24 protein-coding genes, 1 tRNA gene and 2 pseudogenes are annotated in these 23,980 nt (G+C 73.6%); 15 read left to right on the top strand and 12 right to left on the bottom strand.

Annotated elements, in window-relative coordinates:
* Window positions 1–61 precede the first annotated feature (61 nt).
* On the top strand, window positions 62–535 hold the full coding sequence (locus tag COO58_RS24390) for a hypothetical protein (protein ID WP_091568493.1): 474 nt from the start codon (window positions 62–64) through the stop codon (window positions 533–535).
* A 13-nt stretch (window positions 536–548) separates the two neighbouring features.
* Here COO58_RS24390 and COO58_RS24385 read toward each other — a convergent pair whose 3' ends face one another.
* Window positions 549–1,652, bottom strand: a complete 1,104-nt coding sequence (locus COO58_RS24385) for a calcium:proton antiporter (protein WP_091568496.1) — start codon at window positions 1,650–1,652, stop codon at window positions 549–551.
* Window positions 1,653–1,814: 162 nt separating this feature from the next.
* On the opposite strand from COO58_RS24385, the gene COO58_RS24380 reads away from it, so the two are divergent.
* Complete coding sequence (locus COO58_RS24380; RefSeq protein WP_098747421.1) at window positions 1,815–2,327, top strand: SigE family RNA polymerase sigma factor; 513 nt, start codon at window positions 1,815–1,817, stop codon at window positions 2,325–2,327.
* Window positions 2,324–3,574: a hypothetical protein gene (locus COO58_RS24375; RefSeq protein WP_098747419.1), complete on the top strand. Its 1,251-nt coding sequence runs from the start codon at window positions 2,324–2,326 to the stop codon at window positions 3,572–3,574. Before COO58_RS24380 ends, COO58_RS24375 begins: the two co-directional genes overlap by 4 nt.
* Here COO58_RS24375 and COO58_RS24370 read toward each other — a convergent pair.
* Window positions 3,516–4,223: an HAD family hydrolase gene (locus tag COO58_RS24370; RefSeq protein ID WP_098747417.1), complete on the bottom strand. Its 708-nt coding sequence runs from the start codon at window positions 4,221–4,223 to the stop codon at window positions 3,516–3,518. The two genes, COO58_RS24375 and COO58_RS24370, sit on opposite strands and share 59 nt — an antisense overlap.
* Window positions 4,224–4,325: 102 nt before the next feature.
* Here COO58_RS24370 and COO58_RS24365 point away from each other — a divergent pair, with 102 nt between their 5' ends.
* Entirely contained in the window at window positions 4,326–5,129 is an 804-nt protein-coding gene (locus COO58_RS24365; protein ID WP_091568510.1) for a nucleotidyltransferase domain-containing protein, read from the top strand.
* 114 nt (window positions 5,130–5,243) lie between these two features.
* On the opposite strand, the gene COO58_RS24360 is transcribed toward COO58_RS24365, so the two are convergent.
* Window positions 5,244–5,320: transfer RNA gene (locus COO58_RS24360), tRNA-Pro, on the bottom strand.
* A gap of 135 nt (window positions 5,321–5,455) precedes the next feature.
* Entirely contained in the window at window positions 5,456–6,349 is an 894-nt protein-coding gene (locus COO58_RS24355) for a metallophosphoesterase (RefSeq protein ID WP_098747416.1), read from the bottom strand.
* A gap of 25 nt (window positions 6,350–6,374) precedes the next feature.
* On the opposite strand from COO58_RS24355, the gene COO58_RS24350 reads away from it, so the two are divergent.
* Window positions 6,375–6,830 carry a GatB/YqeY domain-containing protein gene (locus COO58_RS24350; protein ID WP_091568548.1) on the top strand — a complete coding sequence of 152 codons (456 nt, stop codon included), beginning with the start codon at window positions 6,375–6,377 and terminating at the stop codon, window positions 6,828–6,830.
* Window positions 6,831–6,900: 70 nt separating this feature from the next.
* On the opposite strand, the gene COO58_RS24345 is transcribed toward COO58_RS24350, so the two are convergent.
* The gene (locus tag COO58_RS24345) at window positions 6,901–9,339 is read right to left on the bottom strand and encodes a transglycosylase domain-containing protein (RefSeq protein WP_091576836.1); all 2,439 of its coding nucleotides are present in this window, start codon (window positions 9,337–9,339) and stop codon (window positions 6,901–6,903) included.
* A 403-nt stretch (window positions 9,340–9,742) separates the two neighbouring features.
* Here COO58_RS24345 and COO58_RS24340 point away from each other — a divergent pair, with 403 nt between their 5' ends.
* A complete protein-coding gene (locus COO58_RS24340) occupies window positions 9,743–10,063 on the top strand; it encodes a WhiB family transcriptional regulator (protein ID WP_043327856.1) in 321 nt (106 codons plus the stop codon).
* Window positions 10,064–10,084: 21 nt separating this feature from the next.
* Here the strand turns inward: COO58_RS24340 and COO58_RS24335 are convergent, their stop codons facing one another.
* The 3 genes from COO58_RS24335 to COO58_RS24325 are packed head-to-tail and all read right to left on the bottom strand — an operon-like array spanning window position 10,085 to window position 12,903.
* Window positions 10,085–11,236, bottom strand: coding sequence for an ArsA-related P-loop ATPase (locus COO58_RS24335; RefSeq protein ID WP_176558961.1), 1,152 nt, complete (start codon window positions 11,234–11,236; stop codon window positions 10,085–10,087).
* A gap of 54 nt (window positions 11,237–11,290) precedes the next feature.
* Window positions 11,291–12,265, bottom strand: a complete 975-nt coding sequence (locus tag COO58_RS24330) for an ArsA-related P-loop ATPase (protein WP_098747413.1) — start codon at window positions 12,263–12,265, stop codon at window positions 11,291–11,293.
* Window positions 12,266–12,291: 26 nt separating this feature from the next.
* Window positions 12,292–12,903 (bottom strand): hypothetical protein, encoded by a 612-nt coding sequence (locus COO58_RS24325; RefSeq protein WP_091568556.1) that lies wholly within the window; start codon window positions 12,901–12,903, stop codon window positions 12,292–12,294.
* Window positions 12,904–13,237: 334 nt separating this feature from the next.
* Between COO58_RS24325 and COO58_RS24320 the strand changes: the two genes are divergently transcribed.
* The 7 genes from COO58_RS24320 (at window position 13,238) to COO58_RS24290 (ending at window position 21,048) form a co-directional block, all read left to right on the top strand.
* Window positions 13,238–13,681, top strand: coding sequence for a hypothetical protein (locus COO58_RS24320; RefSeq protein WP_091576838.1), 444 nt, complete (start codon window positions 13,238–13,240; stop codon window positions 13,679–13,681).
* Window positions 13,682–13,743: 62 nt separating this feature from the next.
* The gene (locus COO58_RS24315; RefSeq protein WP_013289021.1) at window positions 13,744–13,899 is read left to right on the top strand and encodes a DUF4177 domain-containing protein; all 156 of its coding nucleotides are present in this window, start codon (window positions 13,744–13,746) and stop codon (window positions 13,897–13,899) included.
* A gap of 64 nt (window positions 13,900–13,963) precedes the next feature.
* Window positions 13,964–14,425: a RidA family protein gene (locus COO58_RS24310; protein ID WP_091568559.1), complete on the top strand. Its 462-nt coding sequence runs from the start codon at window positions 13,964–13,966 to the stop codon at window positions 14,423–14,425.
* Window positions 14,426–14,543: 118 nt separating this feature from the next.
* On the top strand, window positions 14,544–15,338 hold the full coding sequence (locus COO58_RS24305; protein ID WP_091568561.1) for an MBL fold metallo-hydrolase: 795 nt from the start codon (window positions 14,544–14,546) through the stop codon (window positions 15,336–15,338).
* Window positions 15,335–18,913, top strand: a complete 3,579-nt coding sequence (locus COO58_RS24300) for an adenylate/guanylate cyclase domain-containing protein (RefSeq protein ID WP_091568563.1) — start codon at window positions 15,335–15,337, stop codon at window positions 18,911–18,913. Before COO58_RS24305 ends, COO58_RS24300 begins: the two co-directional genes overlap by 4 nt.
* Before the next feature lie 137 nt (window positions 18,914–19,050).
* Entirely contained in the window at window positions 19,051–19,521 is a 471-nt protein-coding gene (locus tag COO58_RS24295; protein ID WP_098747411.1) for a hypothetical protein, read from the top strand.
* Between the two features lie 30 nt (window positions 19,522–19,551).
* Window positions 19,552–21,048 carry a serine/threonine-protein kinase gene (locus tag COO58_RS24290; protein WP_098747410.1) on the top strand — a complete coding sequence of 499 codons (1,497 nt, stop codon included), beginning with the start codon at window positions 19,552–19,554 and terminating at the stop codon, window positions 21,046–21,048.
* On the opposite strand, the gene COO58_RS24285 is transcribed toward COO58_RS24290, so the two are convergent.
* Window positions 21,035–21,427 (bottom strand): hypothetical protein, encoded by a 393-nt coding sequence (locus COO58_RS24285; protein ID WP_091568570.1) that lies wholly within the window; start codon window positions 21,425–21,427, stop codon window positions 21,035–21,037. The genes COO58_RS24290 and COO58_RS24285 overlap by 14 nt on opposite strands.
* Before the next feature lie 235 nt (window positions 21,428–21,662).
* Between COO58_RS24285 and COO58_RS30985 the strand changes: the two genes are divergently transcribed.
* Both COO58_RS30985 and COO58_RS31145 read left to right on the top strand, forming a co-directional pair.
* On the top strand, window positions 21,663–22,124 hold the full coding sequence (locus tag COO58_RS30985) for a hypothetical protein (protein ID WP_255292762.1): 462 nt from the start codon (window positions 21,663–21,665) through the stop codon (window positions 22,122–22,124).
* Entirely contained in the window at window positions 22,081–22,395 is a 315-nt protein-coding gene (locus COO58_RS31145) for an alpha/beta fold hydrolase (protein ID WP_304363132.1), read from the top strand. Before COO58_RS30985 ends, COO58_RS31145 begins: the two co-directional genes overlap by 44 nt.
* A 39-nt stretch (window positions 22,396–22,434) precedes the next feature.
* Here COO58_RS31145 and COO58_RS24275 read toward each other — a convergent pair.
* The 3 genes and pseudogenes from COO58_RS24275 to COO58_RS24265 all read right to left on the bottom strand — a co-directional run.
* A pseudogene (locus COO58_RS24275) lies at window positions 22,435–22,898 on the bottom strand (bifunctional nuclease family protein).
* Between the two features lie 212 nt (window positions 22,899–23,110).
* On the bottom strand, window positions 23,111–23,812 hold the full coding sequence (locus tag COO58_RS24270; RefSeq protein WP_176558866.1) for a MerR family transcriptional regulator: 702 nt from the start codon (window positions 23,810–23,812) through the stop codon (window positions 23,111–23,113).
* 50 nt (window positions 23,813–23,862) lie between these two features.
* Window positions 23,863–23,980 (bottom strand): annotated as a pseudogene (locus COO58_RS24265) (FHA domain-containing protein); the annotation flags it as partial.

Raw genomic sequence — 23,980 nt, 5'->3', positions numbered from 1 at the left:
GCCCGCCACGGTCGCGCAGCCGGAAGGTGAGCAAGCACACCCGGTCTGCCATGCTGGCCTGGTGAGCACGACCTGGCGCCACCTGCCCGCCCCGGCCCGCGAGATCGCCGAGACCGCCACGGACGCGGTCGCCGCCGCCCGGGACCGGGACGCGGCCGCGTACCGCCCGGCCGTCGAACGACTCGCCGTGGCCGACCGGGCCGGGCTGGTGCTCGGCGGCGCGGTGCGCCTGCTGCTGGAGGAGGGGCACCCGGACGGGTTGGACGGCGACGACGTGCGTCAGGTTCTGGAGCGCTGCGCCCGGTCCGCCGCCACGTGGTGGCCCGAGGTCGACCCGCACGTGCTGCTGGTGCTGCTGGCCGGCGCGCTCGGCGTCTACGACCCGGGCGACGACGAGAACCCGCCCGACCCGGCGGCCGTCGCCCGGCACGCCCCGCTGCTCGTGGCCGACCTGCTCACGGTCACCGGACGCCCGTTCGCCGACTACCTGAACGCGGCGTTCGCCGAGGTGGCCCGCACCGAACTGCACGACTGACCGGCCGACCCGGTCACGGGCTGGCGGCCAGGAAGACGAACGCGGCGAGCAGCACCAGGTGCACCCCGCCCTGGAGCACGGTGGCGCGCCCGGGCACCACGGTCAGCACGCCGGTCACCGCGGTCAGCGCGAGCAACGTCATCTGGGTGCCGCCCAGGCCCAGCAGCAGCGGGCCGTCCAGCCAGATCGAGGCGATCGCGATGGCCGGGATGGTCAGGCCGATGCTGGCCATGGCCGAACCGAGGGCGAGGTTGAGGCTGATCTGCACCCGGTCCCGTCGGGCCGCCCGGGCGGCGGCCAGCGTCTCCGGCGCCAACACCAGCAGGGCGATGACCACGCCGACGAACGCCTGCGGCAGGTTGGCCGCCTGGACGGCGGACTCGATCGCCGGGGAGATGGTCTTCGCGTCGCCGACCACCGCGACCAGCGCCACGACCAGCAGCGCCAGGCTGGCCAGGGCGGTACGCGTGGACGGCGGTTCGGCGTGCCCGTCGCCGTCGCGGTCCTCGGCCATGATGCTGCCCTCCTGGGTGACCGGGAGGAAGTAGTCGCGGTGCCGGCCGGTCTGCACCATCACGAAGAGCAGGTAGAGAGCCAGCGAGGCGACCGCCGCGAAGGCGAGCTGGGCGGGGGAGAACTCCGGACCGGGACGGCTGGTGGTGAACGTCGGCACCACCAGGCTGAGCGTGGCGAGGGTGGCCACCGTCGCCAGGGCCCCGCCGGTGCCCTCCGGGTTGAACACCGCCACCTGACGGCGCAGCGCGCCGAGCAGCAGGGCCAGACCGAGGATGCCGTTGCAGGTGATCATCACGGCGGCGAAGACGGTGTCCCGGGCCAGCGCCTGCGTCTTGTCCCCACCGCTGATCATCAGGGTGACGATCAGACCGACCTCGATCACGGTGACCGCGACCGCCAGCACGAGTGAGCCGTACGGCTCACCGACCTTGTGGGCCACCACCTCCGCGTGGTGCACGGCCGCCAGCACGGCGGCCGCGAGCAGTGCGGCCACCACGCCGATGAGCACACCGGGCAGCTCCCGGCCCCACGTGAGCACGAGCAGGAGCACGGCGACCAGGGGTACGACCGTGGTCCAATCGGTCAGGCGGGATCGGATCATCGCTGGCATCTGTCAACAATGCCAGGTGAATCGATCAACCGCCCGTGGCCGGACGCCTTCGCACCGCTTTCTTCCCGTCCCCGTTCGACGCCGCGAGCGCCGGCCGCCGTGGCGGTGCAACAGTCCACACCGCCCGGGCGTCCCGGTGGCAGGAGGTGGCCGATGGCTGGTGCCGAACCGGCGTTCGAGGAGTTCGTCCGGGCACGGTGGGCGGCGCTCGTCCGCTACGGGTACGTGCTCACCGCGAACCCGCACGACGCGGCCGACCTGACACAGGAGGCGCTCGCCCGGCTCGGTGCGGCGTGGGACCGGGTGCAGCGCCGGGACAACCCCGAGGCGTACGTCCGGACCACGATGGCGCGGCTGCACATCAGCCGGTGGCGGCGTACCCGTCGGGAGCGGCTGGTGTCGGACGTGCCCGACCGGCCGGTGGTCGATCCGGCGATCGAACGGGTCGACGCGTCGGACGAGCTGTGGCCGGCCGTGGCGGCGTTGCCGCCGCGGCAGCGCGCGGTCCTGGTGCTGCGCTACTACGAGCACCGGTCGGACGACGAGATCGCGGAGCTGCTCGGGATCTCCCGGGGCACCGTGCGCAGCCAGGCCGCCCGTGCCCTCGACAAGCTGCGCGCGAACGCGGCCCCGCACCACCAGCCGACAGCCGGGAGGCGAGGATGACCGACGAGCTTGAGCAACGGCTGACCGCGACCCTGGACCGGGCGGCGGAGGCCGCCCCGGTGCCGGCGTACGACCCGGTCGGGGCGGTCCACGTCCGCCGGCGTCGCCACCGACGCCGGCGGGTGGCCGCGGTCGCGGCGGCGGTCCTGATGCTGACCGGAGCGGCCGGTGTGACGGTGCGGCATCCGTCCGGGCCCGACCCCCGCCCCGCTCCCGGTCACTCGTTCGCGCCGGACCGGATCCCCGACTTCGCCCGGCTGCCCGAGCCCGGGCAGGTGTGGCCGGGCTCGGTGCACACGCTGCCGGCGACCCTGCCGGACGGCCACCGCTACGGCGTCGCCGCCCTGCTCGGCGAGGACCGCTACCTGGTGGCCCGGGACGGCTTCGTCGACGTGGCCACCCCCGCGATCTTCGACGTCCGCGGCGGCACGCTCACCGAGATCGGCGACGCGGCGGTGACCGACGGGCTGGTGCGGCCGAGCGTCCTGATGGTCCGGAGGGTGGGCGGACAGGTGATCTGGCTGCTCGAAGGCACCCGGAAGAACCGCTGGGGGCGGGAGCTGTGGGCGGCGCCGCTCGACGGCGGGGCCGCGCGGCTGCTGACCACCGTGCAGGCGCCGCGCTTCACGGTGGTCGGGGACCGGGTGGTCTGGGAGTACGAGGCGCCGGGCACCGCGGAGCGCCCGGGCGGCCCACTGGTCGACCTGCGGTCGGTGTCGCTGGCCGGCGGCCGGGTGACCCAGATCGCCGGCAGTGAGGGGCTCAGCCTGACGTACGTGGGTCCCTGGACCACCGACCAGCGACTCGGCACCGGCCTGACGGCCCGCGACGCGGGTGTGCTGCGCAACCTGGCGACCGGGCAGCGGCTGGACTGGCGGGCGAACCCCGATCTCCGGTACGTGCAGTGCAATCCGGCCTGGTGCAGCGGGCGGGACGCCGACGGCCGGCTGGGGTTGCAGGAACGCGACGGCAGCGGCCTGGTGCGGCTGCCGTACCGGGGCACGTTGCAGGCGACCGCCGGCGGCCGGGTGGTGGTGGGTGGCGTGAACGTGCCGGCCGGCGAGGCCACCGTCGTCTGGGACCGGGACACCGGCCGGGCGGCGGCGACGGTGCGGGCCCTTCCCGAGGGCTTCGACGGCGACGCGGGTCCCCACCTTCTCCAGCTGTTCGACTACGACCCCGAGGTGCTCACCCTGCGTACGACGGAGGCGGAGCTGGTCGTGCTCGACCTGGGAGCGATCCGCTGAGCAGGGCGGGCAGTGCGGTCAGGCTCGCGAACGAGGGCCCGTCCCAACCCGGGTCGGTGTCCTGGTGCTCAGTGGTCCGCAGCACGGTCATCCCGACCGCGGCGGCCCCGGCCAGCTCGCCGTCCGCGCCGTCGCCGACGTAGACGCAGTCGCCCGGGGCGACGCCCAGCCGCTCGGCCGCGTGGCGGTAGATCGCCGGGTCGGGCTTGGCCAGCCCGACGTCGCTGGAGAAGACCGCGATGTCGAAGCGGTGGGCCAGGGGGGTCCCGGGCCACGCCTCGGCGGTCTCGGCGGTCGCGTTGCTGATCAGGGCGAGCGGACGCCGGCTCGAGCGCAGCGCGTCGAGCACGTCCAGGACGGCGGGCGAGACGCGGCCCAGCACCCGGCGCGCGAGCGCCCGACGGTGCTCGGCGGCCCGGCTCACCTGCTCGTCGCTCGGCGTGCCGCCGAGCCGGCCGGCGAGGATCCGGATCGTCTCCTCGACGTCCCAGCGGACCAGCCGGTCCCGCCACGTCGCGTGGTACGCGGCGACCAGCGCGTCCGGCGGCACCCCGACGACGAGCGCCATCTCGCCGACCACCCGGTCGCGCTCGGCGTCGGCCCCGTGGACCAGGGTGTGGAACAGATCGAAGATCACCGGCCGGGCCATGCGGGCATCCTACTGAGACGGTGACCGCCGTCACCCCGGCGCTGCTCCGGAGACGCGGAACGTGCTTGCCGCAGACGGTTCGGGGAGGGAAGGGTACTGCGGGTGACGCACTCTCCCCACGGCCTGACCATCCCGTCAGGTCTCTCCCCTCAGCGTCGCCGCCTGCTGACCGAGCTCGCGGCCCGGAACGACGCGGATCACGGCGAGGACCTGCTGGGCCTGGTCCTCTCCGGTTCGGTGGGCCGGGGTGTCGCCACCGAGCGCTCGGACCTGGACGTCTACGTCGTTCTCACCGACGGGGGCATGGGCGGCCGCAGGACGACCCGATCCCCTGACGTCGACGAGATTCCGGTCCCGCTGTCCCAGCTGGAAGAGGTGCCGCCGTTCGGGAGCGGGGGCTGGTGGTTCCGCTGGTCGTTCGCCTGGGTCCCGATCCTCCTCGACCGCACCGAGGGTCGGTTGCCGGTAGCGCTTCATCGAGCGGCCACGGTCACGCCCGACGAGGCGGAGGCGATCCTGGTCGAGCACGACCGCCTGGACGGGTGGCTGAACTATGCCTACCGCGCCCTCAAGAGCGACCGGGACGGGCGCGGACTGGAACGCCGGCTCGATGCCGCCGAGTCGGTGCCCTGGTTGCTGGACGTCATCTTCACGTTGGCCGGGCGGGTGCGCCCCTACCACAAGTACCTGCCCTGGGAGCTGGGTGAACACCCGCTGCCCGGGTGGGAGGCGGGTGAACTCCTGTCCCTGCTGGAGGCGACCCTGGACGGCGATCCCGCCGCCATCCGGACCACCTTCGCGCGGGTCGAGAGCCTCTGCGCGACGTTCGACGACGAGCGTTCCGTGCCGGTGCTGACCCCCGTCTTCGAAGGCTGGGGAGACGAGCTGCAGATCTTCCGGAAGTGAACGGGCGGGAAGTGCGCGGCGGTGCTGGCTCGGGTCGCTGCGGGCCCTGCCCGGGATTGGGCACCAAGATGCACCAGAGGGCACATCCATGGATCGGATGTGCCCTCTGACCTCTGGTCGGGGTGGCCGGATTCGAACCGACGACCTCTTCGTCCCGAACGAAGCGCGCTACCAAGCTGCGCCACACCCCGAGGCGTGCCGACAAATAGTAGCCCACCCGCCTCCGTGGTCAAACTCGGTACCCCCGCCTCGTCGCCGGCGTCCGATCTTGGTACGCGGTCGCCCTCCCACGGGCCGGCGCGTACCAAGATCTGCCGAGCGATCCGTCAGCGGGAGATCAGGGTCAGGATGCTCGCCTCGGGCGGGCAGGCGAAGCGGACCGGGGCGGTGGGGTGGGTGCCCAGGCCGGCAGAGACGTGCAGCCAGGAGTCCGAGCCGGGCCAGCGGTGCAGCCCGCGCGCCATCGACCGGGGCAGCCCGCAGTTGGTCACCAGCGCGCCGTACCCGGGCACGCAGACCTGCCCGCCGTGGGTGTGCCCGGCGAGCAGCAGTCCGAAGCCGTCGGCGGCCATCCGGTCCAGTACCGCCGGTTCCGGCGAGTGCGCCAGGGCGATCGACAGCGCGGCGGAGTCGCCGACCGGACCGGCCACGGCGTCGTAGTCGTCCCGCTCGATGTGCGGGTCGTCCACCCCGACCAGTTCGATCTCCCGGCCGCCGGCCTTGAGCGTGGTGCGGGCGTTGTTCAGGTCGGCCCAGCCGGCGCCGGTGAGGATGTCGCGCAGTTCCTGGTACGGCAGTGCCACGCCCTCGGTGTACTCCCGGTCGGGCAGGAAGTAGGTGAACGGGTTCTTCAGCACCGGCCCGGTGTAGTCGTTGGAGCCGAAGACGAAGGCGCCGGGCAGGTCGAGCAGGGGTTGCAGGGCGCGCAGCACGCCGGGCACCGCCTTCGGGTCGGCCATGTTGTCGCCGGTGACCACCACCAGGTCCGGGTCGAGCGCGGCCAGCGAGGCCACCCAGTCCTGCTTGCGGCGCTGGCCGGGCATCATGTGCAGGTCCGACAGGTGGAGCACGCGCAGCGGTTCGGCGTCGGTCGGGAGCACCGGCACGTCGTACCGGCGGAGGGTGAACAGGTTGCGCTCGACGAGCGACGCGTATGCCAGGGTGGCCGCGCCGACGGCGGCGGTCCCGGCCGCGAGCCGGAATAGTGTGCGCTTTCGCATGGCGTTCAGGGTAGTTTCACCGTCCATGAGCACGCTGAAGGACCGTCTCACCGCCGACATGCGCGCCGCCCTGAAGGCGCGCGACGAGCTGACCACCTCCACGCTGCGGATGGCCCTCGCGGCCGTCGGCACCGCCGAGGTCGCCGGCCGGGAAAAGCGCGAGCTCAGCGACGACGAGGTGCTCGCGGTGCTGACCAAGGAAGCGAAGAAGCGGCGCGAGGCGGCGACCGCCTTCGCCGACGCCGGGCGCGCCGAGCAGGCCGGCAAGGAGACCGCCGAGGGTGAGGTGCTGGAGCGCTACCTGCCGAAGCAGCTCTCCGACGAGGAGCTGGCCGGGCTGGTCTCGGGGGCGCTCGCCGCGGGCGGCTTCACCGGCAAGGCGCAGATGGGCCCGGCCATGAAGGCGGCCCAGGGCGCGGTGGCCGGCCGGGCCGAGGGCGGCCGGGTCGCCGCCGAGGTACGCCGCCAGCTCGGCCTCTGACCGCCGCTGACCAACGGAACGGGCGGGCACCCTCACGTGGGGGTGCCCGCCCGTCGTCGTCGCTCGCCGGTCAGCCGCGTGGGCGTCCCGGCCGGCCGTTGCCGTTGCCCGGGGGAGCGGGGGGACCACCCGGGTTGGCGGTGTTGCCGGGGGTGGGCGCGCCCTGGCCGGAGCTGACCTCGATCAGGACCACGCCGCCCTTGATGGTGCGCCCGTCCGGGCTGGTGCCGGCCGCGGTGCCGGCCGGGCACTCCGACGGCACCTTGTTGCTGGAGACCACCGGCTCGAAGCCGGCACCCTTCAGCCGGGACTTCGCGGTCTCGACGGACTCGCACTTCACGCCGGGGATCGAGCGCTGGTCGCCCAGGACGATCTTGCCGTTCGGCGGGGTGAAGTCCTTCCGCTCCTTGCCCTTCATGGCGTCGCGCAGCGTCTCGTAGACCGCCGGGTTGATGCCGTTCGGCACGTCGTGGCCCATCTCCTGGGTGGTCTGGGCCCAGTCCGGGTCGGCCATGATGCCGGCCACGGCGTACTGCTTGGTCATGGCGACCAGCGAGGAGGTCTTCTCGCCGTCGGTGGTGCCGGACTTGCCGGCCACCGGCGCCTTCACGATGCCGCGGACGTTGCCGGCGGTGGCGGTGCCGCACTTGGAGGTGGAGGAGCGGTCGCCGACCGGGCAGCGGGCGGCGTCCACTGCGGCGCGGGCCACCTCGGTGCTGATCCGCTGTTCGCAGTGCGGCTTGGCGATGTCGAGCTTCTCGCCGTCCGGCCCGCGGATCTCCTGCACCGGGATCGGCTCGCAGTATTTCCCGTCGGCGGCCAGCGTGGCGTAGGCGTTGGCCAGCTCCAGCGGGGTGGTCTGCGAGACGCCGAGGCTGAACGCGCCCCACTGGTGGGCGTTGGCCGCGAGCTGAGCGTCGCTGGACGAGCGGAACGAGATGCCCATCTTCTGCGCCGCCTTGACCGCGTTCTCCGCGCCGACCCGCTGCTGCAGGTCGATGAAGAACGTGTTCACCGAGAAGCCGAAGCCGCTCCACATGGTGTGCGGGCCGGCCATCGACTTGTTGGCGTTGGTCGGGCAGTACTTGCTGGTGCCCTTGCAGGCGGCCGGCGAGTTGAACTCGACCGGGTAGTCGGACTTGAACTGCTGCGGCGCGTTGATGGTGTAGCTGAGCGGGTAGCCCTTCTCCAGCGCGGCCACCAACGTGAAGATCTTGAAGGTCGAGCCGGCCTGGTAGCCGGCGATGCCCGGGCCGCCGGTGATCAGCGGGTTCACCGTGTTCGGGTAGTTGCCCCGGATCTTCTTCTTGGCCTTGCGCGGGTCGCTGGAGAGCTTGTTCTGCGGGTTGTTCGGGTCGTCGATCTTGAAGTTCCGGTTCACCGCCACGGCCCGCACCCGGCCGGTGCCGGGCTCGATCACGGCCACCATCCGGGCCGCCTTGCTGCTCTCGCTCAGGTGGTTGCGCACCGCCTTGTCGGCGGCCTTCTGGGCCTGCACGTCGAGGCTGGTGACGATGGTGTAGCCGCCGCTCTTCAGCCGCCGCTCGCGGTCGTACGAGGTGCCGCCGAACGTCTCCTGCTGGAGCCACCAGCGGTAGAAGTAGTCGCAGAAGAAGCCCCAGGATCGGGTGTTGGTCTGGACGCAGCCGTTCGGCGTGCGCTTGTCCTTCACCTTGAGCTTGACCTTCTTGGCGGCGTCCGCCTCGGCCTGGGTGATCGCGCCGATCTGCACCATGTTCTGGATGACGTAGTCACGCCGGCCCACCGCGTCCGGGTAGCCGGCCTTGGTGGTGGGGTTGAAGTCGGTCGGCGCCTTCACCAGGCCGGCGAGCATGGCCGACTCCTGGATGTCGAGCTTGCTCGGCGGCTTGCCGAAGTAGACCTGGCTGGCGGCGTAGATGCCGTAGGCGCCGTTGCCGAACGCGGCGATGTTCAGGTAGCGCTCCAGGATCTCGTCCTTGGAGAGCTCCTTGTCGACCTGGAGCGCCAGGCTCATCTCGCGCAGCTTGCGGGTGCTGGTGTCCTCGGTGGCGGCGACCACGTCGGCCGGGTGGGTGGCCGAGTAGGAGATGGCCAGCCGGACGTACTGCATGGTGAGCGTCGACGCGCCCTGCCGGGACGAGCCGGCGGACTGGTTGTTGACGAACGCCCGGGCCACGCCGTTGAGGTCGACGCCGTTGTGCTTGTAGAAGTCGTGGTCCTCGGCCGCGACGATGGCCTTCTGCATGTACGGCGAGATGTCCTTGAGCTTGACGTCCTTGCGGTTCTCGTCGTACATGGTGGCCAGCGGCGTCTTGCCGTCGGAGGCCAGCAGGTAGGTGATCTGCGGGGCCCGGGCCACCGTCAGTTCCTTGGGCAGCGCGCCGAATGTCTCGGCACCCGCCTTGGCGGCAAGTCCGGACATCGCCACTGCGGGGAAGGCCGCCGCGGCGACCACCACGCCGGCCAGCAGGCCACAGATCAGTAGCGATGCGGCGTTGGTAAACACGTTGTGGTCACGTTTCCGCATCCAGGTCACCTCGACAGGGTACGCGAGCAGGGATCGGCGGGCGCGCGGGGAACTTTCCCCATTTCCTGCACGCGCCGGCCTCGTTGTGCTAAACGCACGAGCCCTGGTGCGGGGTTGCGTGAGATCCGCAGAAGTGTCCTCCGGACTCCACGTGCGGCGCAGCGTTTTCCCGTACCCGAGCCGGGTAGACGGCGGGCGAAGGCCCGGGAAGCCGGGAGTGTCCGGAATGATGGATTTAGCCGACAACGTTGCGTAATCGGGCGACTACACAGCATGATGGTGGCGGCGACCGCAGCCACACGTCGTCCGCGCCGCCCTGGGGGGGCCGGGCGGACGACCGGGGGTCCGAAGAGCTGGCTGCTCGCGCGAAGTCGGTAGGTACTGCAAGGGGGGACGTGTACAGATGGGCATGATCACTGACTGGCCGTCACTGGCGGCGTGTCAGAACGGGGACCCGGACGCGTTGTTCGTACAGGGCGCCGAACAGAACGTGGCGAAGAGGATCTGCCGGAGCTGCCCAGTTCGGTACGAGTGCCTGGCCGACGCGCTCGACAACCGGATCGAGTTCGGTGTGTGGGGTGGCATGACCGAACGCGAGCGACGCGCGCTGCTGCGGCGGCACCCGCAGGTGACCAGCTGGCGCAAGATGTTCGAGGCGGCCATGAAGAAGAACGCCAAGGAGAAGGCCGGCAAGGACAAGGTGCTGGTCACCACCGCCACCTGACCGCCACGCGGGTCGGCGGGATCACCGCCGGCTGATCGCCTCACCGATCGTCCGCAGCCCGTCGACGTCGTGCACGTCGGCGGGCTGCGCCGTCACCGACACCGCCGGCACCGCGGGGAACGCCTCGGTGAAGCGGGCCGCCACCTGGTGCTCGCGTACCGCCTGCTGGGCCAGCGCGGCGTGCGCGCGCAACACCTCGACGGTGCCCTCGTGCCCGCCCTCGGCCGCCAGCCGCTCCGCCGCGGCCAGGCTCTCCGCCGCGGTCAGCTCCGGCACCGCGGGCTCGTGCACCCGGTTGAGCACCAGCCCGGCCAGTGGCATCCGCTCCTCACGCAACCGGCCCGCGAAGTAGGCCGCCTCCCGGACCGCGTCCGGCTCCGGCGCCGCGACCAGCAGGAACGCCGTCTCCCCGGCCTGCAGGATCCGGTACGTCTGCTCGGCCCGCTGCCGGAACCCGCCGAACATCGAGTCGAGCGCGGCGACGAAGCCGGACAAATCGGTGAGCAGCTGCGCGCCGAGCACCTTCTGCACCACCTTCGAGAACATCCCGAAGCTCGCCGTCACCAGGCTGAACATGCTCCGCCCGCCGGTGCGCGCCGGGGCCAGCAGCAGCCGCAGCATCCGGCCGTCGAGGAACCGGGACAGCCGGGCCGGTGCGTCGAGGAAGTCGAGCGCGGAGCGGGACGGCGGCGTGTCCACCACGATCAGGTCCCACTCGCCCCGGGCGTGCAGCTGACCCAGCTTCTCCATCGCCATGTATTCCTGCGTGCCGGCGAAGGTGGAGCTCATGGCCTGGTAGAAGGGGTTCGAGAAGATCTCCGCGGCCTTGGCCGGGTCGGTGTGCTGGAGCACCACGTCGTCGAACGTGCGCTTCATGTCGAGCATCATGGCGTGCAGCTCGCCGCCGCTGGACTCGACGTCGATGCCCTTGACCTGCCGGGGCGTGTTGTCCAGCTCGGTCAGGCCGAGCGACTGGGCCAGCCGGCGGGCCGGGTCGATGGTGAGCACCACCGTCCGTCGGCCGTGCTGCTCGGCCGCGCGCAGCGCCAGCGCCGCCGCGGTGGTCGTCTTGCCCACGCCGCCCGCCCCGCAGCAGACCACGATCCGCACGCCGGGGTCGGCGAGGATCTGGTCGACGTCCAGCGGAGGCGCCGCGTCTTCGGAAGGCACCAATCGAGCGTATCGGTCCCGAGGGCGTCTCTGCTCCGTGCCGGCCGCAGGTGTGAGTCAATCCGCCCGGACGAGGACCTCGGCCAGCGTCTCCAGCCCGGCCCGGTCGACCCCGTCGGGCAGCAGCGGCAGCTCGGTCAGGGGCAGCCCCAGCTCCACCAGGTCACCGCGGAGCGAGTCCTCCAGCTCACGGCGTACCCGCTGGTCGCGCGCCTCGGCGGCGAGACCGGCCACGGTCCGGGCGTCGGTCGGCAGACCGGCGGCGGACAACCCCCGCTTCAGCTCCGCCGCGGTCACCGCGCGGCCGGCGGGCACCGGCGGGCGGGCGCCGTTGACGATCACCCGGCCGACCGGGAAGCCGAGCTGGGTCAGCTCGGCGACCGCGTCGAGCGTCTCCTGGACCGGCATCTCCTCCAGCAGCGTCACCACGTGCACCGCGGTCATCGGCGAGCGCAGCAGCGCGGACACACCCTCGCTCTGGGTCTTGATCGGGCCGACCTTGGCCAGCCGCGCGGTCTCCGCCGTGACGTTGAGGAAGCGGCCGATTCGTCCGGTCGGTGGAGCGTCCAGCACCACCGCCTCGTATGCCCGACGGGACCCGCTGGTGCGGGTGGTCGCCTCCTTGACCTTGCCGGTGAGCAGCACGTCCCGCAGGCCCGGGGCGATGGTGGTGGCGAAGTCGATCGCGCCGAGCTTGCGCAGCGCCCGGCCGGCGGCGCCCAGCTTGTAGAACATGTCCAGGTACTCGAGGAGCGCCGCCTCGGCGTCGACCGCCAGGGCCCGCACCTCACCGCCGCCCGGCGCGTCGGTGAGGTGCCGCTCCTCGTACGGCAGCGGTTCGGTACCGAAGAGCTGGGCGATGCCCTGCCGCCCCTCCACCTCGACCAGGAGGGTGCGCCGGCCCCCGGCGGCCAGCCCGAGGGCCAGCGCGGCGGCCACGCTGGTCTTCCCCGTGCCGCCCTTGCCGGTCACCACGTGCAGGCGGGCCGGCCATCTGCCGGCGGTCTCGGCCGGCTGCTCACTCGCTGCCACCCGTCGAGCCTAACCAGCCCGGCGGATCAGGCGACCTCGCAGACCCACCAACCCGTCTTCTGCACCACGGTGAAGCGCAGTTCCTGGTCGGCGACCTTCTCGTCGGCCGTGGTCATGGTGACCCGGGTGGAGACCGTGGCCCGGTCACCGGTCTGGTTGTCGACCACCGGGTTGGTCCAGCGGAACCGGGGGTTCTGGTACTGCCCGGCGTACTTCTGCACCTCGGCGACCTTGGCCGCGATCTTCCGGTCGTCGCGGGCCGCGGAGCAGACGAACGTGGCCGCCTTCTCGGCGTCCCGCTCCTGGTAGACCGCCTTGAGGAAGCCCTCCACCGCCACCTGCGGCTCCTTCGCGCCCCGGCCGTCCTCGCCGTCGCGCAGGGCGAGGAACGCGGCCGTCCCCCCGCCGCCGCAGAGCAGCACCGCCGCGGCCAGCACGAGGGAGGCGATCAACAGGGTCGGACGCTTGCGCGGCGGCGGCCCCGCCGGGTACGCCGGGTGGCCGGGACCGGACCCGGGCGGCGGTGTGGCGCCGGGGGCCGGAACGCCGGGCCCGGGCGGCGTGAGGCCGGCGGGCGCCGGCTGCGGGATCGGGTCGCCGGGCGTGCCGGTGGCGCCCCCGACGGGCGGTTGGGTCATGTGTCTCCCCCGGGTTGCGGCGCGCCCGTCGCCGCCCCAGGCGACGGGCACGGGGTCGAGGTGCGGGCGAGCGACGGCGCGCGCCCAGTCCGGAAGGGTAGCGGTCGCCGGGCCGCTTGCCAGCCCCGCGTACGCCCGTGCCGGGCGCCGCGTCGTCGTCGCGTTCCGGACCAGCCTTGTGTCGCATATGTGACTTGACGTGATCAGGCGTGCGCGTCCCGTTGCCGGGACTGGCTTCAGGTCCTACGTTCGTCGCGACGCGGGGGGCCGGACCGGGGAGGTCCCGAGCCGGACGGTGGTGGTGGTGAACAGGTACGACGCCCGGAGGCAGCGGATGCGCGACGCGGAGAACATTCCCCGAGCCCAGTTCCCCGGCGACCGGGCCGGGCGGCCCGGCGACGCCGAGGTTCCCGGCGCGGGCACGCCGTTCAACGAGCGGTCGTACCGGCCCCCGGTCGAGGTGGTCCGCACGCTGGTCCGGCCGGCCGGGCGGGGTCGCGACGAGGAGGAGCCCGGCTACGTCATCCACCTGCCGGTGCGGGTGCCCGACCTGGCGGCGGCCACCGCGCTGGCCGGGACGGTGGCCACCTCGCTGGGCTTCCTGGTCGAGCTGGACGCCGGCGAGACCACCGTCTCCACCGCCGACGACCAGAACAACCGGCACCGCGTCTTCTGCGACCTGCTGCTGCCCGACCGCAGTCGCTGCCCGCAGCGCTACGAGCACGAGGGCCCGTGCGGCGAGCCGCCCGCGCCGGAGCAGCGTCCCGCGTCCCGCTGAGGGCGGCGGACCGTAGGCTGTGCCTGACCGAAGTCCAAGTCAGGCAAGGGAGCCTTCCTCCGATGCAGAAGTGGGAATACGCCACGGTCCCGCTGCTGGTCCACGCGACCAAGCAGATCCTCGACAACTGGGGCGAGGACGGCTGGGAGCTGGTCTCCGTGGTGCCCGGCCCGAACCCGGAGCAGCTCGTCGCGTACCTGAAGCGCCCGAAGGGCTGAGTGTGAGCGCGAGGAGTGAGCCGGGGTTGCGAGCCCCGCAGTCGCGAACGAAGGACATCGACGCATGAGCAACGGACCCCACGCGAAGCTCGCCGAGCTCGGTCTCGACCTGCCCGAGGTGGTGCCGCCGGTGGCCAGCTACGTGCCGGCCGTCCAGTCCGGGCAGCACGTGTACGTCTCCGGTCAGCTCCCGATGGCCGACGGCAAGCTGCTCGCCACCGGCAAGGTCGGCAACGGCGTCTCCGCCGAGCAGGCGAAGGACCTGGCGCAGCGGTGCGCGCTGAACGCGCTCGCCGCGATCGACGCGCTGGTCGGCCTGGAGAACGTGGTCAAGGTGGTGAAGCTGACCGGCTTCGTGGCCAGCGCGTCCGGCTTCACCGGTCAGCCCGGCGTGATCAACGGCGCCTCCGACCTGTTCGGGTCGGTCTTCGGCGAGGCCGGCCGACACGCCCGCAGCGCGGTGGGCGTGGCCGAACTCCCCCTCGACGCCCCGGTCGAGGTCGAGGTCATCGTCGAGGTGGCGTAACGCCCCGTCCCCGTGATCTTGCAGTTCCCGCCCCGGCACAAGCCCCAGACGGGGACAAACCCGGGGCCGGACCTGCAAGATCGCGGGGAGTGGCGGGCGGAGTCGTACGATCGCTGCCATGGGTGGGCGTGTGAGCGGGGCCGCAGGGGCGCTCGCGGATGAGCTGCCCGGGTGGGTCTCGCTGCTGCGGGCGCCGAACCCGGGGCCGATGACGCTCGACGGGACGAACACCTGGGTGCTGCGGGCCGGCCCGGACGCGCCGGCCGTGGTGGTCGACCCGGGGCCGGCCGACGAGGCGCACCTCGCCGCGATCGCGGCCCACGGGCCGGTCGGGCTGGTGTTGATCACGCACGGGCACGCGGACCACACCGAGGGGGCGCCCCGGCTGCGCGAGCTGCTCGGCGGCGTGCCGGTGCTCGCCGCCGACCCGGCGCACACCGCCGGCGGGGCGCCGCTGACCGCCGACAGCACGTTCGACACGGGCCTCGACGTCCGGCTGCTGAGCACGCCCGGGCACACCGCCGACTCGGTCTGCCTGCTGGCCGCGCACGGCGACGAGCGGGTCGTGCTGACCGGCGACACGATCCTGGGCCGGGGCACCACCGTGGTCGCCCACCCCGACGGCAACCTCGGTGACTACCTGTCCAGCCTGGAGCTGCTCTCCACGTACCGCGGGGTCCGGGCGCTGCCGGGCCACGGCCCGGCGCTGGCCGACTGCGGCGCGGCGGCCGAGTTCTACCTGGCCCACCGGCGGGCCCGGCTCGACCAGGTGCGTGCCGCGGTGGCCGCCGGCGCCGCCACCGCGCCCGAGGTGGTCGCGGTGGTCTACGCCGACGTCGACCGGTCGCTGTGGTGGGCCGCCGAGTGGTCGGTCCGCGCCCAGCTCGAATACCTCGGGGTGGAACAGCCGTGACCTGCCCGGTGTGCGGGACCGTCGCCGTGCCCGGCGCGCGGTTCTGCCACAACTGCGGGGCCGCGTTGCCGGCCGCCGCCACGCTGCCGGCCGCCGAGCGCCGGGTGGTCACCGTGCTCTTCGGCGACCTCTCCGACTTCACCTCCTGGTCGGAGGACCTGGACCCGGAGCGGGTCGGCGCGGTCACCGACCGGGTGCTCGCCGCGCTGGCCGGCGCGGTCAAGACGTTCGGCGGGCACGTCGACAAGCTCACCGGCGACGGGATCATGGCGGTCTTCGGCGCGCCGGTGGCGCACGAGGACGACGCCGAGCGGGCGGTGCGGGCCGCGCTGTCCATGCAGCGGGCGGTCCGCCGGGTGCTCGACGACGAACGGGGCGGCGGCGCGCCGCTGGGCCTGCGGGTCGGGCTCAACACCGGCGACGTGATCGCCGGGATCCAGGCGGCCATCGAATACACGGTCATCGGCGACACCGTGAACACGGCGGCCCGGCTGGCCGACGCCGCCGCGGTCGGCGCGGTCTACGCCGGCGGGCGGACCTCCGCCGCCACCCGGCACGTGGCCTCCTGGCGGGCGCTGCGCCCGTTGCGGCTCAAGGGCAAGCGCGAGCCGGTCGAGGCGTACGAGCTGCTGGGCCTGCTGGACGCGCCGGGCACCCGCTCCGGACTCGGTGACGAGGCCCCCTTCGTGGGCCGGGAGACCGAGATCGGCCGGGTCGCCGGCCGGCTCGCCGAGGTGATCGACCGGGGCGAGCCCCGGGTGCTGCTGGTGACCGCCGAGGCGGGCATCGGCAAGTCCCGGTTCGCGGCCGAGGTGGAACGCCTCGCCGCCGGCTACGACGTCGGCGCGGGCAGGTACGCGGCGCACACCGGCGCCCGGGTGCTCTCGGTCCGCTGCGCCGCGTTCGGCGAGCGCCGCCGGCTCGCGCCCCTGGCCGACCTGGTCCGCGCGGCGGTCGGCCTGCCCAACGACGCGGCGACCGCGATCACCCGGGCCGCCGTGGAGGAACGGCTGCGCCGGCTCGGGCAGCGCCTCGCCCGACTTCCCGGCGACCTGCCCCCGATCGCCGTCGACCAGCTCCTGGCCCTGCTCGGGTACGCCGAATTGCCCGCCGGGACGGAGACCGGCGAGTGGAGCGCGGCGGCCCCGCCACCGGACGCCGAAGCGGTGCCGAACGCGGTCGCGGACCTGCTCAGCGCGCTCGCCGGCGAGGCGCCCCTGGTGATCGTGGTGGACGATCTGCACGACGCCACCGCCGAGACGGTCAAGGCGTTGGCGCTGACCCTCAACCGGCTCTCCGGCCCGGTGCTGGTGCTCCTGCTCGGCCGGCCCGAGCTGGTGCGGACGGCCGGCGCGCTGACCCGGCTCGCGGACGCCGAGGTGCACGCGCTGCCGCCGCTGCGCGGCGCGGACGCGTCCCGGCTGCTCACCAGCTACCTGGCCGGTGGCCGCCTGCCCCAGGCCGACACGGACCGGCTGCTGGCCACCGCCCAGGGCAACGCGTTCTACCTGGCCGAGCTGGTCACGCTGCTGATGGAGCGCGGCGCGCTGACCGCCGGGCCGGGTCGCGGCGCGGACGTCGGCTGGCGCCTCGCCCCCGGTTCGCTGGGCAGCCGGCTGCTCTCCCGGGACCTCGCCGCCGTGCTCGCGGCCCGGATCGACGCGCTGCCGCCGGACGCCCGCTCGGTGCTGCGGGACGCGGCGGTGGTCGGTGACACCGTGCCGGGCGGCACGCTGGAGGCGCTGCGCGAACAGCGGGTCGGGCGGGACGGCCGACCCGCCGCGGTGGCCGCGGTCGAGCTGGACCGGGCGGTCGAGGAGCTGCTGCAACGCCGGATGCTGCACCGCACCCGCACCGGGTTCGCGTTCGCCACGCCGCTGATGCGGGAGGCCGCGTACGCCGGGGTGAGCAAGGCCGAGCTGGCCGAGCGGCACGCCGCGCTGGCCCGCTGGGCCGCGCCGGAGAGCGTGGACGGGACCGGCCCGCCGGCCGGTGGGTTCACCGAGGCGGCCCGGGACGACTTCGTCGCCGAGCACGTCGAGCGGGCGACCCGGCTCGCCGACGCGGTCAAGCTCCGCCCGGACGCGCCGGCCCGGGCGGTCGCCCCGCTGGGCGTGGCCGCGCTGAGCCGGGCGGCCCGCCGGTCGCTGCGCTCCGGGGAACCGGCGATGGCGGTCGAGTACGCCGAGCGCGCGGCCGAGCTGGCCCGCGACGGGGTGCCGCCGGCCGACCGGGTGGTGCACGCCCGGGCGCTGTTGCAGATCGGCCGCCCGGCCGACGCGCTGGCCTCGGCCGAGAAGATCGCCGCGAACACCGGCGAACCCACCATCCGGGCCGCCGCGCTGCTGCTCGCCGGGCAGGCCCAGCAGACGCTGGGCGACGCCGAGCGGGCCGAGCGCAGCTGGCAGGAGGCGTTGCAGGTGGCCACCGACGCCGAGCTGCCCACGGTGCGGGCCTCGGCGATGCGCCGGCTCGGCATGGCCGACTTCATCGCCGGCCGGCTGGGGCAGGCGAGCAGCCGCCTGGCCGCCTCCTACCAGGTCAGTCTCGCCGCGAGGGATCCGCGCGGGCAGGCCTGGTCGTTGCAGAACCTGGCCTGGGTGACCACCACCCGCGGGGACTTCGCCGGCACCGACGCGGTGCTCGGCCGCGCCGCCCGGTTGTTCGCCGAACTGAAGGACCCGTACGGGCGGGCCTGGCTGCGCGGCACCACCGCGTTCGCCCGGCTGCTGGCCGGTCGGTTGCGGGAGGCGTGCCGGCTGGCGCGGGTCTTCCTGCCGTTCGGGGAGCGGGTCGGCGAGGCGTGGGCGGTGGGCACGTTGCGGGCGGTCGAGGCGTACGCCACCGCCGAACTGGGCGACCTGGCCGAGGCGGACCGGGCGGCCCGCCGCGCCTACCGGGACTTCGCCGAGGTGGGTGACGACTGGGGGCAGGGCTTCGCGCTGGTGGTGCGCGGCGTGGTGGCCCGCGGGCTGGGCGAGCCGGAGCACGCCGCCGACCTGTTCACCGACGCGCTGGCCTACGCCGACCGCACCACCCACCCGCTGCTCACCGGGATGGCCGGCACGCTGCGCGGCTTCGTGGCTCTGGACATGGGCGACCACGAGACCGCGGAGCGGGAGGCGCGGTCGGTGCTGACCACTGTGGAGCCGCACAACCCGCAGGCTCCGGCCCAGGTCGCGCCGCGGGTGCTGCTCGCCATGGCCCGCGTCGCGGCCGGCGACCCGGGCACCGCGGTGGGACTTCTCGCCCCGGTCGCCACCGGCGCGGCGAACGCGCCGTCGCTGCTGTTCTCCCGCCGGCAGACGATGGCCCGGTACGCCGCCGCGCTCCTCGCCCACGGCCAGCGCGAGCAGGCGCTGGACTGGGCGCGGCGGGCGGTCTCCGCCCCGGCCGAGGACGTCCGCAGCCAGGTGGTGGCGCAGCTGGTCCTGGCCGAGGCGCTCGACGCCTGCGGACGTCCGGCGGAGGCGTTGGCCGGCGCCGAGGAGGCGGTGCGTCTGGCGTACGCCACCGAGCAGCGCAGCGAGCGGGCCGCCGCCGACGCGCTGCGGGCCCGTCTCGCCGGCGGCTGACCACCCACCCCTGTTCTGCCGGTTCCGGGGATGTGCTCGTCGGTGGGGCCGGTTAGCGTGGGGCGCTGCCGTCGGGATCGACGGCCACCACCGGTGTGCCCGAGCGGCCACCGGCGGACCGTTGCTGGGGAGGAACGATGAGGCTGCCGCGCTCCGGCGCCGGCTGGACGATCGCGGTCTTCGGGCTGCTGGCGCTGCTGCTCGGCGCGCTGGGCCTGATCTGGCCGGAGACGCAGCTGCGCCTGCTCGGCTTCGAGGTGCCGACGGAGCGCGCCCCCGGTGACTACACCGGCACGTTCCTCACCGCGTCCTCGATGGCCTCGTTCAACATGGGGGTCTACTACCTGCTCGCGGTCGCCACCGAGTGGCGCCCGTTCTACCGGTTCACCGTCTGGTTCCGGCTGGTCACGTTCACCGTGTTCACCATCGCGGTGCTCTCCGACGTGGCGCCGGACCGGTTCTTCGGGGTGGCGGCGTGGGAGGGGCTGGGCGCGGTCGCGACCGCCGTCGGCCTGTGGTGGGACGCCCGTCGGGCGGCCGCCGCCGCGGCCGGGTCGACCCGGCCCGACGACTCCGCGGCGGCGCCGGCCCCCGACGCGGCGCGCTGAGCGACCGGGACCGTTGGGTATTTTCGAGCCGTGACCGAGACCCCGCCCGGCGCCCTGCGGCTGCCCATCGTGCCCGGTCTGACCGATCTGAAGGTCTTTGCCCGGGGTGGTTACGCCACCGTCTACCGGGCCACCCAGATCTCCGTCGGGCGCGAGGTGGCGGTCAAGGTGGAGAACCGGACGCTGGACCACGAGCGCGACCAGGCACGCTTCCTGCGCGAGGCGCGCGCGGCCGGGCGGATGTCGTCCCACCCGCACGTGGTGGACCTCTTCGACGTCGGCGTCACCGTCGACCAGCATCCCTACCTCATCATGGAGCTCTGCGACGGCTCGTACGCGGAGCGCATGAAGACCTCGCCGCTGGGCCCGCTGGAGACCCGCGACCTCGGGGTGAAGATCGCCGACGCGCTGGCCCACTCGCACGCGGCCGGCGTGCTGCACCGCGACGTCAAGCCGGCCAACATCCTGCACTCGGAGTTCAACTCGGCGGTGCTGGCCGACTTCGGCCTGGCGGTGCTGGCCGAGGTGCGCGACGCCTCGGTCACGCTGGAGGTGCTCACCCCGGCGTACGCGCCGCCGGAGATGTTCAGCCACAGCCCGCCCAGCCCCGCCGTCGACGTCTACGCGCTCTGCGCCACGCTCTACGCGGTGATGCACGGCCGCCCGCCGCGTTGGCAGTCCGAACGCAACCCGAGCCTGGTCACCGTGCTGGAGATGTTCCAGCAGCCGATCCCGGGCCTGCCCGGCGTCCCCGACGAGCTGATCGACGTGCTCCGCCTCGGGATGTCCAACGACCCGGGCGAACGCCCCTCCGCGGTGGAACTCCGCGGCCTGCTCGCGTCGCTCCCGCTCGACCCGAACACCCCGGTGAGCGGCGTGCCGTTCCTGACTCCCGGCGGTGGCGCCGCGGGTGGCCCGCACGGCCGCGCCGGCGGGCCGAGCCCGCGACCGCCGGCCGAGCACGACCACCCGACCGTGCCGACCCGGAGCCGACGCTGGCCCCGGCGCTGGTTCCTCGGCGGGGCCGGGGTGCTCGCGCTGGCCGCGTCGGCCGCCGGGGGCGCCTGGATGGCCGGCGGAGCGCCGTCGGTGGTGTCGCCGACCCCGGTGGCCACCGGCGTGGTCGGGTCGACACCGGTGCCGGGTTGTGCCTCCGCCGACGTCCGGCTCCCCGACGGGGCGCACTGCGCAGCCGAGCTGGAGTGCTACGGCCCGGTGCGGTTGCGGCGCGACCGCGCCGAGGCGAGCCGGGTGCCGTGCGACGGTCGGCACACCTGGGAGACCTACGCGGCCGGTGACCTGCCCGTCGCGCTCACCGGGGCGGGCCACGACACGGTCGTCGCCGACCCGGCCGTCCGCAAGGTCTGCAACGTCGGCACGTTCCAGCTGGTCAGCGGCATCGGGCCGGCGGCCGGGTGGAACCTGGAGGTGCTGCCGCCCGCCTCGACCGAGCCGGGCCGCACCTACCGCTGCCTGGCCGGGCGGGGCGTGGACGCGCTCGCCAGCCCCACCCTCACCGGTCGCTGAGCCCGTTCACGGTCCGCTGCTGCCGGACGGCCCGGGGGTCGAGCGCCTCCAACGTGTCCGCGTCCACCGGATGACCGGCGGGGGTGCGCAGGTTTCGCACCGCGCGCGGGTCGATCGCCTCCAGCGTGTCGGCGTCCACTCCGTACCCCGGGTCCTGGGTCGGCCAGGTGCTCTCCGCCGGGGCCGGCGGAGGGCCGGCCTGCCGGGCCGCGGTGACCGTCACCCCGGCGACCATGCCGAGCAGGACACAGACCAGGGCCAACACGACCGAGAGGATGCCGGGCGGTCGCCAGACCGCCAGCGTCACCACCGCGACGACCGTCGCCACGGACGCGACGACGGCCTTCGCCCGCGCATCGGGCTTCGGGAACGAACTCACCCGACAAGCATGGCCCAGCGCGTCGACCTGTCAACCGCCGGCCCGGGACGGCTTCCCGTCACCCACGCTCCACTTCGGAGCGGCGAAAAGCGTCGATCGAGAAAAAATCGTTACATTCCTTGGCTGTTTGCGGCGTCGGTCCGCGTTTGGGGGCAGCTCCGGTGGCCGTCTCTCCCTAAAGTGACGGGGGTCGAGGTCTCCTCGACGGAACTGTTCCCCGACGGAAGGCAGCCTCATGCCCCGTGCAATCCGGTCCCTCGCCGCAACAGGGATCGCCGGCGTCCTCCTCGCCGGACCGGCCGTCGCGCCCGCCGCGGCGGCGACACCGCAACCGCCCGCGTACGACCGCACCAGCGCGGCCGAGGCGCGCCGGGTGGACCGCGTGCCGACGCCGAAGCTCGACTGGTACGCCTGCTACGACTACGCCGAGTGCGCCACGGTCCGGCTCCCGCTGGACTACGACAACCCGAAGGGCGCCACCACCGAGGTCGCGTTGCTCCGGGTCAAGGCCCGCGACCAGCAGCACAAGGTCGGCAGCCTCTTCCTCAACCCGGGTGGCCCGGGCGGCTCCGGCACCAGCATCGCGCTCGCCGCGCCCTACTTCCTCGGCGACGACCTGCTCGACCGCTTCGACATCGTCGGTGTCGACCCGCGTGGCGTCGAGGCCAGCTCGAACATCAGGTGCTTCGGTCGGTGAAGGACCAGACCGGGCGTACGCCGGGCTGAACGTCGCGTTCCCGTGGACGAAGGCGGAGGAGAAGGCGTACGTCGCCGCGTCGAAGGCGGTCGGCAAGGCGTGCTCGACCACCGGCAAGCCGCTGACCGGCGCCGCGTCCACCGCCGAGGTGGCCCGCGACATGGACGTGCTGCGCCGGGCGGTCGGCGACAAGAAGCTCAGCTACCTGGGCTTCAGCTACGGCACCGCGCTGGGGCAGTACTACGCCAACATGTTCCGCCACCCACCGTGACCACCACCGCCGCGCACCCCGGCCACCCGGCCGGCACACTCAACCCGCGAAATCCTCCGGCCGCACCTGGTCCAGGAACTCGCGGAACTTCTCCACCTCGTCCTCCTGCTCGTCCGGGATCACGATCCCCGCCTCGCTGAGGACCTGCTCCGCACAACGAATCGGAGCCCCCACCCGCAACGCCAACGCGATGGAGTCACTGGGCCGCGCCGACACCCGCACGCCGTCACCGAGCAGCAGATCCGCGTAGAAGACGTTCTCCTTCAACTCGGTGATCTCCACCGCCCGCAACGGCGCCTGCAACGCCGCCAACACGTCCCGCAGCAGATCGTGCGTCAACGGCCGCGCCGGCTTGACCCCCTGCTGCTCGTAGGCGATGGCCGTCGCCTCGACCGCACCGATCCAGATCGGCAGATAACGGTCCCCTCGACCTCCCGCAGCAGGACGATCGGCTGGTTGCTGGGCAACTCCACCCGAACTCCGACCACGCTCAGCTCGCGCACCGCCGCCTCCGTGTCGTCGTCACCTTCGCACCGCGCCCTTCCCTGCACGGTACACGGACCAGGACACGGGAGTCCCACGCGCTACGTGCACCACGCCTCGACGGACGGGCTTACCCCGGCAAGCCTACGACACGCTTCCCGCACCAGATCTTTCCGCGCCCACCCACGACGAAGGGCCGGGCACCCCACGGCACCCGGCCCCACCACCGACCTCACCGGCCCAACGTCGACCGCAGCCCCACCCGCACCAACGCCGCGTGCAACTGCTGCGACAACGCCGTCAACTCCCGCGCCGTCTCCGCCGCCCGGGCCCGCGCCGCCGGATCACTCTGCCGCACCAACGGCGCCACCAACTGCGCGAACAGACCGACCTCCCGATCCGCCGCCGACCGGTACGCCCGCAGGTGCCGCGGCTCCAACCCGTACGCCGCCAAACCCGCCACCGCACTCGCGATGATCAACGCGTCCGCGTCGTACCACCCCGGCGGATCCGACACCAGCACACCGAGCCGCTCCAACTCGACCAACGTCGACTCGTCGACCCCGCTGCGGGAGATCAGCTCCGCCCGACTTAGCCGCACCTCCGACGACCCGACCGGCTCCACCGACTCCCGACCCGGAACCTCACCACCCGGACCGACCGCCACCAGATTCGGCCGCGACCGCCCCACCGGCTCATCCGAGACGTCCCACTCCGCCAACTGCTCCCGGATCACCCGCAACGGCAGATACTGATCCCGCTGCGCCGTCAACACGAACCGCAGCCGAGCCACGTCGTCCCAGCCGTACTTGCGATAACCCGCCGGCGTGCGCTGCGGCTCCACCAGGCCCTCGGCCTCCAGGAACCGCAACTTCGAGATCGTGACGTCCGGGAACTCCGCCCGCAACTGCGCCAGCACCTCGCCGATACTCATCAGCGCCGGCGCCCGCGCCGCCCCGGACGGCGTCGAAGCCGCAGGCTCGTTCACCCCCGGCCGGCCTCCTCCTCCGGGCGCGGACCGGCGATGAACACCACCCGGAACTTGCCGATCTGCACCTCGTCACCGTTACCGTTGCTCAACGTCGCGGCCTCGACCCGCTCC

The sequence above is a fragment of the Micromonospora sp. WMMA1996 genome (assembly GCF_002573675.1).
Lineage (GTDB): Bacteria > Actinomycetota > Actinomycetes > Mycobacteriales > Micromonosporaceae > Micromonospora > Micromonospora sediminicola.
The sequence above is the reverse complement of the archived record's forward strand: the minus strand, read 5'-3'. Positions and strand labels throughout refer to the sequence as shown.